Here is an 8,852-nt window from a genome sequence, read left to right as displayed (position 1 = left end):
CCACCCCCGCAACTACCTGGCCTTTCTCGGCCTCGCCGCAGCCCTCTGCTGCTATAAACGACTCGCTCGACTCACCACATAGGACACGGTCTAAGGGTTGTCCCGCAACGTGAGGCGGGCGGTTGAGTGACCGAGAGGTTCGCCGCATATCCTCCTGTGGTGCAGCTGCCCCGGGACCCGTCGAACGTCGCCCATGCGCTGACGGCAGCGTTTCCAACCCGTCTTACCGGCGACGTGCGCAGCGTCCTAGCAGTCATGCCGGAGGCCAGACTCGCGCCGAAGATGCCCTTCGAGGTTGAGGTGCAGGGCGAGACCATCGCCATCCCGTCGCGCATCTACAACGAGGAACCGGGCGTCGGCTCGGATGGGCAACTGTCCGAGACACAGCAGGTGATTCTGCACTGCCTGTACTCCCGGCACCACGATGGCCGGGTTCGCCAGCGGCACCTTGAGCGGATCGTGGCGTCGGGCAAGCCGTGGGTGGTCCCGTTTGTAATGCAGTTGGCCGGCGAGTACGTGCTGGAGATCATCGAGGCGATCGGCCGGGGCCTACCCGGGCTCGCGGACCCGGGCTCGGCCCAGCGCCGTGCCTACGGTGAGTTCATCGCTCGGAATCCGGCCTTCTTCGCGCGCACGGAGCGGCGCGTGGTGAGCTACTGGTCGTGCTACTACCGCTGGAAGTACCGAGCGTTTGGGACGTACCCCGGAGGCGTCCTTTTGGAAGCCTTCCGAGCCGCGGTGGTGGAACAGGTGGGCGCGCAGTGGCCGCAACACACTCCGCGGCCCGCCGGCGGACGCGGGTGAGAAACCTGCAGGAGTTCGGCTGTGGCCCTATCCAGCAAGGTTGAGGTTGTGCAGGCGGGCGATGCCGCGCATGGCGTGGTGGACGCCGTCGCCTTTGAGCCGGCAGTCGCGGAGGATCTTCCAGGTTTTCATTCGAGCAAAGACGTGCTCCACTCGTGCGCGGACCTGCTTGTGTGCGCGGTTGTGCTCCCGCTTCCAGTCGGGCATTTCCTCGCTCTTGGTGCGGCGGTGCGGCATGATCAATCCAGTCCCTGGGTAGCCGCCGTCAGCTATCACGGTCGTCCGTCCGACCGCCGACTTGGCCCCTGATTCCTCCCACGCCTTGCAGTCGTTCCGGTTGCCGGGCAGCGGCCGTCCGACCACGACGACCAGGCGGGTGTCGGCATCGATGACGACTTGGTGGTTGGTGGAGTACCGATAGTTCTTCGACTGCTCGGCCACCGCGTGATCGCGGGTGGGCACCAACGTCCCGTCCACGATCAGAACAGTGCCCCTCGCGAACCGGCGTCGGGGCGGCAAGGCCAGCAGCGGGCCGATGTGGTCGATGATCCGATCGGCCGCCGACTTCGAGGTCCCGAACAGCAGAGCCAGTTGGCGCATGGTCAAGTTGGTGCGCCAGTAGGCGGCGACCAGGAGAATACGGTCCTCAAGCGACAGGCCCCACGGACGACCCGTCCGTGGTTCGGCTGCGCTCTCGCGCTGCACCGCGGTCACCAACCTGCCGAATGAGCGCGGGCTCAGCCCTGTGAACGGACGTATCCAAGACGGCTCCGACGCCGTGATCACACCAGCCACATCAAGATCATCTCACCCATGACCGGCAGTTGCGGGACACCTTTAAGGGCTGTCCCACAAACGTGATGCCGCCTTGACCTTAGGTCGGCTCGATAGGGTCAGGGCCGCAGCCGACGGAAGAGGATCGTTCGATGGCGACGTATGACCAGCTGACCGAATGGGCCGGTCCGGAGCATGTCACGCGAGCCGGACGGGACATTGTCGCCGCCTGGCGGATCCCGGAGTTCATGAAGACGCAGCTCGTCGAGTGGGCATCCCGGTGGCTCCGCGCCTCATCGAGCGGGTCGTGATGCAGAGCGAGGCCGATCCAGTCCTCCACACGTCCCAGGGTCAGCTCTACCGCCTCACGGAGGACACAGACCCCCATAGACCGGCTGAGCGATCATGGTTCGGTGTTGAGCCGGAGGCCGGAACGGTCTACTTCGTCATGCCAGATGGAGAGGCATGGTTCGCCAACTCGGGTGTCGACGTGTGGCTCACTGTGCTTCACCACTACGGCAGCCGCGTAACCGCCTCAGAGCTTCTCAGCGAGCCGGACGGCCCCGAGAAGTACCTCTCCGAAGACGAGGAAGAGCGGGCCTTCGCCGAGCTGAACCGGCTGGCCGAGGAGCTGAAGGAGATCGACCCGGCAGCCTTCAACGGCTACGAGGGGTTTCTCTGGCAAGCACACCTGGACCGCTGGCTCTACTGACCTCGGCCGGCAGATCCAGGGCCCGCAGGTCTGGACCCGTGCGGGAGGCCAGGCCGCCCACGACTCAGATGATCACCATGTGGGGGCTGTGATCACGGCGTCGGAGCCGTCATGGATAGCGCCGTACTCCGGACTCACTCCGAAGCAGTTCGGCAAACTGATCACCGTGCTGCGACGCGGAAAACCGTCCCTTGCTTGCAGGGGTCGTCCGTGGAGTCTGCCGCTGGAAGACCGGGTGCTGCTGGTTGCCGCGTACTGGCGGACAAACCTGGCCTTGCGACAGCTGGCCCCCTTGTTCGGGATCTCGAAGTCGTCCGCGGGCCGGATCGTGAGCCACCTCGGGGCCCGCCAGTTCTTCAGGTGGGCGATGCCGTGCTCGACCCGGATCCGCCTCGAGGAATGGGCTTTGCGCTGGCGCTCGTGCATCTCCTCGTACCAGTCGGGGGCGTTCTTCTTGAACTTGCGGTGTGGTGGTGTGACCACCCGGCGGCCGGTCTGGGCTCCCAAGCCCTGGTAGTCGGCATCGGCGAGGATCTCGACTGCGGGCCCATCGGCCAAAAGCTTGATCAGCCCGAGCTGGCGGGCGTGGGTGATGTCCGCGCAGCTTCCGGGCCTGGTCGGGCTGCAGAACAGCACCCGGCCGGCGCCGTCCGTGACGACCTGGTCTTGACCGCGTTCTGCTTGTTCTTGCCGGAGATGAACGTGTCCCGGTCCTTGTGTCCGGCGGCCGGCCGGCGGACTCGGATCTCGGTGCCGTCGATGATCCCGGTCTGTCCGCTCGCACCGAGGTGGCCGATGACCTCGGCCAGGGTCCGCAGCCGCACCCCTGGGCTGACGGTGCACCCTCGCTCGGCGAGCAGCGGTCGCACCTCTCCGACAGCACGGGTGATGGTGGAGCGATCGACACCGAACCAGCAGGCCAGCACGTCGTGTGTGACCGCGTGCCGGAGATGCACGAGGGTGGCCAGGAGCCGGTCGACGAACACCAGACGGTGCTTCGCACCCGCGCCCACAGCCCGCTTCCGAGACCGGGAAGCAAGCCTGGCCTGGTGCCGTTCATGCCACAACGGGCCAAGTTCAGCCACGAGTTCAGCGATCACATCGGCCGACAGACCCGTGACCCTCCGGTCGCTGATGATCGCTGCACGAGACACGTTCCCCACCACACGACCATGATCGACGATCAGGAGCGCGACGTCTCACCGGCTTACCGTGCACGAGCTCGTTATAGGCAGTTCGTTTGGATCAGCGGGCTGACCAGAGGAAGATGCCCGCGACGTGGAGGCCAGCCAGATAGATGGTGGCGGTCTTCTCGTAGCGGGTGGCGATCCCTCGCCATTGCTTGAGGCGGTTGATGCACCGCTCGACGGTGTTGCGCTGCTTGTAGGCGTCGCGGTCGAAGGCTGGTGGGCGCCCGCCTCGGCTGCCGCGCCTCAGCCGGTGGGTGTTCTGGTCGGCCCGGACGGGGATGACCGCGCGGATCCGACGGCCGCGGAGGTGCTCTCGGATGGCGCGGGACGAATACGCCTTGTCTGCCAGGACCACGTCGGGCCGCGTGCGGGGCCTGCCCCGACGACGGGGCACGCGCAAGCGTTCCATGACCTGGGTGAACGCCGGTGCGTCGTTGGCCTGCCCGCCGGTCAGAACGAACACCAAGGGCCGGCAGCGGCCGTCGGCCGCCAGGTGGATCTTTGTGGTCAGTCCTCCGCGGGACCGTCCGACGGCATGGTCGGCCGGCTCGCCTGCCGGGGCCCCTTTTTGCGGGCCCCGGCAGCGTGCTGGTGAGCACGGACGATGGTGGAGTCCACCGACACCACCCAGTCGAGGTCGCCCTCCTCGTCGGCCTGGGCCATCAACGCGGTGAACACGCGCTCCCAGGTGCCGTCCGCGGCCCACATCCGCAGCCGGTTGTAGACGCCCCGCCAGTTGCCGTACTTCTCCGGCAGGTACATCCACTGCGTCCCGGTCTGGAACTTGAAGGCGATCGCGTCGATCACCTCACGGTGATCTCTCCACCGGCCACCCCGCTTCGGCGTCCGGTCCGGAAGTAACGGCTCGATCCGCGCCCACTGCGCGTCAGTCAACGGCACAACCAGACCAACGATCGGATGATCTGAACGAAACGGCCTAGTGCCGGATCAGGCAACGTTTGCCCTGTCGACGACGGTGCGTAGGCGCTGGTCGTTGGCATGGCGGTTTCGCCAGATGATGTGGCGGCGGATCGTGCTGCCCTGTTCCGTGTGGTCGGCGTGGTCGGTACCGTTGAGGTGAAGTAGCGCAGGGCTGTGAACCGGGCTTCGACGCGGTTGAGCCAGGAGCTGTTGGTCGGGGTGCAGGCCGTCTCGACGTTGCTCGTCGCTGCCCATGTGCCGACGCGCTGGCATTTATTTGTGGTCAGGTGCGGGGAGAAGTTGTCGCTTACGATCGCGATCCGCACGGTCGGATGGTCGGATGGTCGGATGGTCGAGGCTGCGCAGGTAGCGGCAGAACTCCATGGACTTCGTCCGCTTCTTGACCGGTTTAGTGTGGCCGTACAGCTTGTCCTTGGCCAGGTCCAGGGCGGCGACCAGAGGGCGTACTCCGCCGTAGCGGTTGCAGGTCGCCCGGCGCCGTCGGCGGGGCTCACGGTTGGGCTGGATGCGTAGGCCGTCGTGGCTGATGTCGTCGACCACCCCCTCGGCGACCAGGAAGTCCGCGAGTTCGGTCAGACTCCAGGTCGAGAAGGGCAGGTCGTACTCGGTCAGCTTCGACTTGGCAATCTTCTTGATCTCGCGCCGCTCGGCCAGCGTGAACGTCGTCGGGCGGCCGCCGGAGTACTTCGGATACAGCGAGCCGAAGCCGTCGGCGTTGAAGTTGTGTATCACGTCTCGGACCCGGTGCGCGCTTGTGAAGGTGCCCTCGGCAATATTTGTCACGTCCACGCTCTGTGCGGACAGGAGCACCATCTGGGCCCGCCGCCAGGTCACTACTGAGCCGGTGCCACGGCGGACGGGTCGCAGCAGCCACCTGCCATCGTCGTCATCGATTTCGCGAACCCGTACACGCTCCGGCATCCGCATAGGAGCTCGCTCATTGCGCGGTCACTTCGAAGTCCCGGCCGGCGCGTAGTGATTAAGGTAGTCCTGCAGCCGCGGTTCGAGCACTGGTAATTCACCGTCGTTGACCGCATGCCAGAGGCGGTTCTCGATCCAGAACCGATGGGCAAACTCCTCGAACGACGGCGCACACCACAGGATCGCGGCCCGCTGCTCCTCCGCATCGTCGAGATCGGTCTGAGTCTCTTCCCCGTCGCGCCGCGCCTCGTACTCAAACTCGTAGTCGAGGTGGGAGTACACCACGAACGCCTCGCTCGTCGGGCGGAGGTAGAGGTACCAGATGACGCAGTCCTGCTGATCCCGGAAGAACCGCACCAGGAAGGCGCCGGGCTCGACCGGGCTGGGCAGCGGGTCCGAAAGATGCGTCCAGTACCCAGTTACCGAGACCTCGTCCAGCGATCCGTACAAATATTCGGCGGTCTGGAACGTGACGAAATCCCGCGGCAAGGTGAGGCCCTTGGCGGCCAGGTCTCTTGCCAGGCCGTTGAGCTCGATGACCCGTCGCGGGATGGTGTCGCCGGCTCCCCCGAGCCATGAAAAGGCACCCGTGAACTGCCTGGAGTCCAGGGGCGGCAGACTGTCGAGGGCGTAGTGCTCGTAGGTGTACCGGCAGGCACGGTACTTGCCGAGGTCGGTGGCGCACCAAGCGGCGTCGAAGTCGACCGGGGACAGGTCGGACCCTGACTGTTCACTCATCGGTACCCCTGAATGATTGATGCGAGCGGAGTTGTCGGCGCCAGCATCGCATTGGCCACCGACACTCCTGCCGAGGCGCGGGCGTGGCCAGGCCCTCAAGGATCGGTCCGGGGGCACGAACGTTGCCTGATACGGCAGTGGCTCTTCTGCGGGGAAGGGGTGAGCTGGAGATCCCGGCACCCGTCACAGATCGCGGCTGGCATGGCCAGGGTGCAGCAGGCTACTCAGCCCGGTGAGCGCTGCGGTAGGCGTCAGTGAGTGCTGCCAGATTCTGGCGCAGCCTCGCCCGGATCCTGGCCTGCTCCGTGCGGGCCGGGTCGAGTAGATAGAGCGAGGAACCAGCATGGTGACGGAAACCGACGCCCTCCCACATCGCCGCGATCTTGGCGTTCGCCTCAGCCCAATACTCCGGTGTGACCAGGGCGTTGTCATCCGGCTTCTCTCCCATCGTGGGCGAAACGATCACCGCGCAGCACCCGGCGGCCAGGGCCTGGATGGCCTCGGAGGCGAGGATCGGTCCGAGACCGAAGCCTCGCCAGGACCTGTCGAGCGAGGCTCGGAACAGAATCAGCAGGTCTCCGGACGGCTTTTCGACGACACCTTGCAACGCTTCCTCGATACTGCTGTCCCACGCGACGAGCGGGAGGAAGATGTTGGCGAGTTCCATGCCGTAGCTCTCGGCGGCCCCCAGAGCGACGCTGGGGCCGGCGTCGTGCAGACGGACGAAGGTGAAGGAACCGATCTCAGGGCCAGGGACAGTGTCCGAGGAAGCAGCCCACTTGTGCCGGCGCTTCCGCTCGGCCACCGACACCGTCCATTCGTAGAGTGCGTCGTCCTGTGCACGAAGCTGGGTCGGATGGCCGTGTCGGTAGTCCAGCCACAGGCGCCCGGGGTCACCGGGCAGTTCCTCAACGTTTCGCTTGCCTCTTCCCATGATGTTGAAAGTATCAACCACTTACGCGTCTTAGCGCGCTGCTGTGCAGTCGGCAGCTCCGACCTCGTGGAGCGCCGTCAGGCCGTGAGCCGGTGGCTCCACTAGGCCGTGTGTCCAAAGTGGATCTTGGCCTGTGAATGATCGTGGTTCATGGGTCGGGGAGATCTCACGGACGAGCAGTGGGCTGTGCTGGAGCCGCTGCTGCCGAAGGGCACGAAGGTGGGTCGGCCACCTGTCTGGCCTCGGCGGCGGCTGATCGACGGCATACGGTTCCGGGTCCGGACCGGGGTGCCGTGGCGGGACGTACCCGTTGAGTACGGGCCGTGGAGCCGGGTCTACGACTTGTTCCGCCGGTGGCAGCGGAACGGCACCTGGCACCAGATCCTCACCCGGCTCCAGTCCCTGGCCGACGCGCAGGGTGCGATCACGTGGGACCTGAGTGTCGACTCCACGGTCTGCCGAGCCCATCAGCATGCGGCCGGGGCCCGCAAGCAGGGTGACCTGCAGAAGGAGCCGCCGGGCGGCGTATTCACCGAGCCCGGAGATCACGGGCTCGGACGTTCACGCGGCGGGTTCACCACCAAGCTGCACCTGGCCGTCGAGCAGGGCCAACAGCCAATGTCGATCGTGATCACGGCCGGGCAGCGCGGCGACTCTCCGCAGTTCGAATCCGTACTGGGGAGGGTCCGCGTGCCCCGCATCGGGCCTGGCCGGCCACGTGTTCGCCCCCATCGGGTCCGCGCGGACAAGGCGTATGCCTCCCGCAGGAACCGTGCCTATCTGCGCCGCCGCGGAATCCGCTGCACCATCCCCGACAAGGCCGACCAGGCCCGCAACCGCCGGAAGCTCGGCTGCCGCAATGGCCGACCACCGCACTTCGACTCGGCCGACTACCGCGAGCGTCATGCAGTCGAGTGCGGGATCAACCGACTCAAGAGACACCGCGCTGTCGCCACGCGATACGACAAGCTCGCAACCCGCTACGAAGCGACCGTCCTCCTCGCGGCCATCAACGAGTGGCTGTAATCGAAGTATTCGACATGCGTGCCGGGCGCTACGATGCGGACCATGGAGTGTTTCCCCGCGTCTCGTACACGTCACTGAGGGCCCTGCTCACCGCCATCCTGTGGCCGGGAGCGGGCCGACCGATGCCCTTGTTCCGCCCGGGTATCAAGCCCTCAGCCTGAGAGGCACACTTCCATGCTCATCCGCGCGTTCGCCCCGCAGGACCTGGCACCACTCACCGAACTGACCATCGACACGTTCCGACCGTTCTACGAGGACTCCTTCCGCCCACTGATGGGCGAGGCCGTCTTCGCCGTCCAGCACGGCAACTGGCGCGACGACTACCGCAAACAAGTCGCCGAGCTCCACGCCCCCGAACGGCACACGTACGTCGCCGTCGCCGAATCTGACGGCGTCATCGCGGGCTACGTAGCATGGAGCGTCGCCCCGGTCCCCAAGAAGGGTGAGATCACGATCCTCGCCGTCTCTGCCCAGCACCGACGACACCACGTGGGCCGTGCACTGTGCGAGTACGCCTTCGCAGAGATGCGGACCCTCGGCGCCGGGGTCGTCGAGATCGGCACCGGAGGAGACCAGTTCCACGCTCCGGCCCGAGCTCTCTACGAGGCGCTCGGATGTACCCCCCTCCCACTCACTGTCTACTTCCGTCAACTCTGACACCTCCCGGACGGGCGCCTCCGGGCGCCCGTCCGGGTTCGACAATCGGCTACAGCCCACTTTCGATACACGGCCTAAAGGTTGTTGCAGAAGGGTGGGTGTGGGCAGGCCGGGATGGCGTTTGACCTGCTGGTTCAGCCTGTCATGGCGAGGT

Annotated in this window: 10 protein-coding genes and 3 pseudogenes; 6 read left to right on the top strand and 7 right to left on the bottom strand. The window is 66.1% G+C overall.

Translation table 11 applies throughout. The features are described from left to right. Positions 1–159 precede the first annotated feature (159 nt). Positions 160–804: a hypothetical protein gene (locus AB0P41_RS35735; protein WP_365936168.1), complete on the top strand. Its 645-nt coding sequence runs from the start codon at positions 160–162 to the stop codon at positions 802–804. A gap of 27 nt (positions 805–831) precedes the next feature. On the opposite strand, the gene AB0P41_RS35730 is transcribed toward AB0P41_RS35735, so the two are convergent. Continuing rightward, complete coding sequence (locus AB0P41_RS35730) at positions 832–1,599, bottom strand: transposase (RefSeq protein ID WP_365936167.1); 768 nt, start codon at positions 1,597–1,599, stop codon at positions 832–834. Between the two features lie 131 nt (positions 1,600–1,730). On the opposite strand from AB0P41_RS35730, the gene AB0P41_RS35725 reads away from it, so the two are divergent. The 3 genes and pseudogenes from AB0P41_RS35725 to AB0P41_RS35715 all read left to right on the top strand — a co-directional run. Next, complete coding sequence (locus AB0P41_RS35725) at positions 1,731–1,889, top strand: hypothetical protein (RefSeq protein ID WP_365936166.1); 159 nt, start codon at positions 1,731–1,733, stop codon at positions 1,887–1,889. Continuing rightward, positions 1,889–2,290, top strand: coding sequence for an SUKH-4 family immunity protein (locus AB0P41_RS35720; protein ID WP_365936170.1), 402 nt, complete (start codon positions 1,889–1,891; stop codon positions 2,288–2,290). The genes AB0P41_RS35725 and AB0P41_RS35720 overlap by 1 nt, the downstream gene beginning before the upstream one ends. A gap of 79 nt (positions 2,291–2,369) precedes the next feature. Then, positions 2,370–2,633: pseudogene (locus AB0P41_RS35715) on the top strand (transposase family protein); the annotation flags it as partial. 59 nt (positions 2,634–2,692) lie between these two features. Here AB0P41_RS35715 and AB0P41_RS35710 read toward each other — a convergent pair. The 6 genes and pseudogenes from AB0P41_RS35710 to AB0P41_RS35685 all read right to left on the bottom strand — a co-directional run. Continuing rightward, a pseudogene (locus AB0P41_RS35710) lies at positions 2,693–2,926 on the bottom strand (transposase); the annotation flags it as partial. Next, positions 2,857–3,303: a transposase family protein gene (locus tag AB0P41_RS35705; RefSeq protein ID WP_365936165.1), complete on the bottom strand. Its 447-nt coding sequence runs from the start codon at positions 3,301–3,303 to the stop codon at positions 2,857–2,859. The gene AB0P41_RS35705 and the pseudogene AB0P41_RS35710, both read right to left, overlap by 70 nt. Positions 3,304–3,535: 232 nt before the next feature. Then, positions 3,536–4,386 (bottom strand): IS5 family transposase gene (locus tag AB0P41_RS35700; protein ID WP_365936169.1). Its coding sequence is split into 2 segments (ribosomal slippage): positions 3,536–4,047 and positions 4,047–4,386, totalling 852 coding nucleotides; the frame shifts between segments, so codons are not numbered across the junction. A 42-nt stretch (positions 4,387–4,428) separates the two neighbouring features. After that, positions 4,429–5,343, bottom strand: a pseudogene (locus AB0P41_RS35695) (helix-turn-helix domain-containing protein). 27 nt (positions 5,344–5,370) lie between these two features. Then, a complete protein-coding gene (locus tag AB0P41_RS35690) occupies positions 5,371–6,081 on the bottom strand; it encodes a hypothetical protein (protein WP_365936164.1) in 711 nt (236 codons plus the stop codon). A 220-nt stretch (positions 6,082–6,301) separates the two neighbouring features. Continuing rightward, positions 6,302–7,015, bottom strand: coding sequence for a hypothetical protein (locus AB0P41_RS35685; RefSeq protein ID WP_365936163.1), 714 nt, complete (start codon positions 7,013–7,015; stop codon positions 6,302–6,304). 150 nt (positions 7,016–7,165) lie between these two features. Between AB0P41_RS35685 and AB0P41_RS35680 the strand changes: the two genes are divergently transcribed. Both AB0P41_RS35680 and AB0P41_RS35675 read left to right on the top strand, forming a co-directional pair. Beyond that, a complete protein-coding gene (locus tag AB0P41_RS35680; RefSeq protein ID WP_365936162.1) occupies positions 7,166–8,041 on the top strand; it encodes an IS5 family transposase in 876 nt (291 codons plus the stop codon). Positions 8,042–8,215: 174 nt separating this feature from the next. Then, complete coding sequence (locus AB0P41_RS35675; RefSeq protein ID WP_365936161.1) at positions 8,216–8,698, top strand: GNAT family N-acetyltransferase; 483 nt, start codon at positions 8,216–8,218, stop codon at positions 8,696–8,698. Positions 8,699–8,852 lie beyond the last annotated feature (154 nt).

This window comes from Streptomyces sp. NPDC079167, from assembly GCF_040686735.1.
Lineage (GTDB): Bacteria > Actinomycetota > Actinomycetes > Streptomycetales > Streptomycetaceae > Streptomyces.
Note: the sequence above shows the minus strand (reverse complement) of the source record. Positions and strands in the feature narration are given on the sequence as shown.

Excerpts from the sequence above, each read along its gene's own strand:
- AB0P41_RS35680 (WP_365936162.1), top strand. The coding sequence starts at position 7,166 with ATGGGTCGGGGAGATCTCACGGACGAGCAGTGGGCTGTGCTGGAGCCG.
- AB0P41_RS35725 (WP_365936166.1), top strand. The coding sequence starts at position 1,731 with ATGGCGACGTATGACCAGCTGACCGAATGGGCCGGTCCGGAGCATGTC.
- AB0P41_RS35720 (WP_365936170.1), top strand. The coding sequence starts at position 1,889 with ATGCAGAGCGAGGCCGATCCAGTCCTCCACACGTCCCAGGGTCAGCTC.
- AB0P41_RS35675 (WP_365936161.1), top strand. The coding sequence starts at position 8,216 with ATGCTCATCCGCGCGTTCGCCCCGCAGGACCTGGCACCACTCACCGAA.
- AB0P41_RS35690 (WP_365936164.1), bottom strand. The coding sequence starts at position 6,081 with ATGAGTGAACAGTCAGGGTCCGACCTGTCCCCGGTCGACTTCGACGCC.
- AB0P41_RS35685 (WP_365936163.1), bottom strand. The coding sequence starts at position 7,015 with ATGGGAAGAGGCAAGCGAAACGTTGAGGAACTGCCCGGTGACCCCGGG.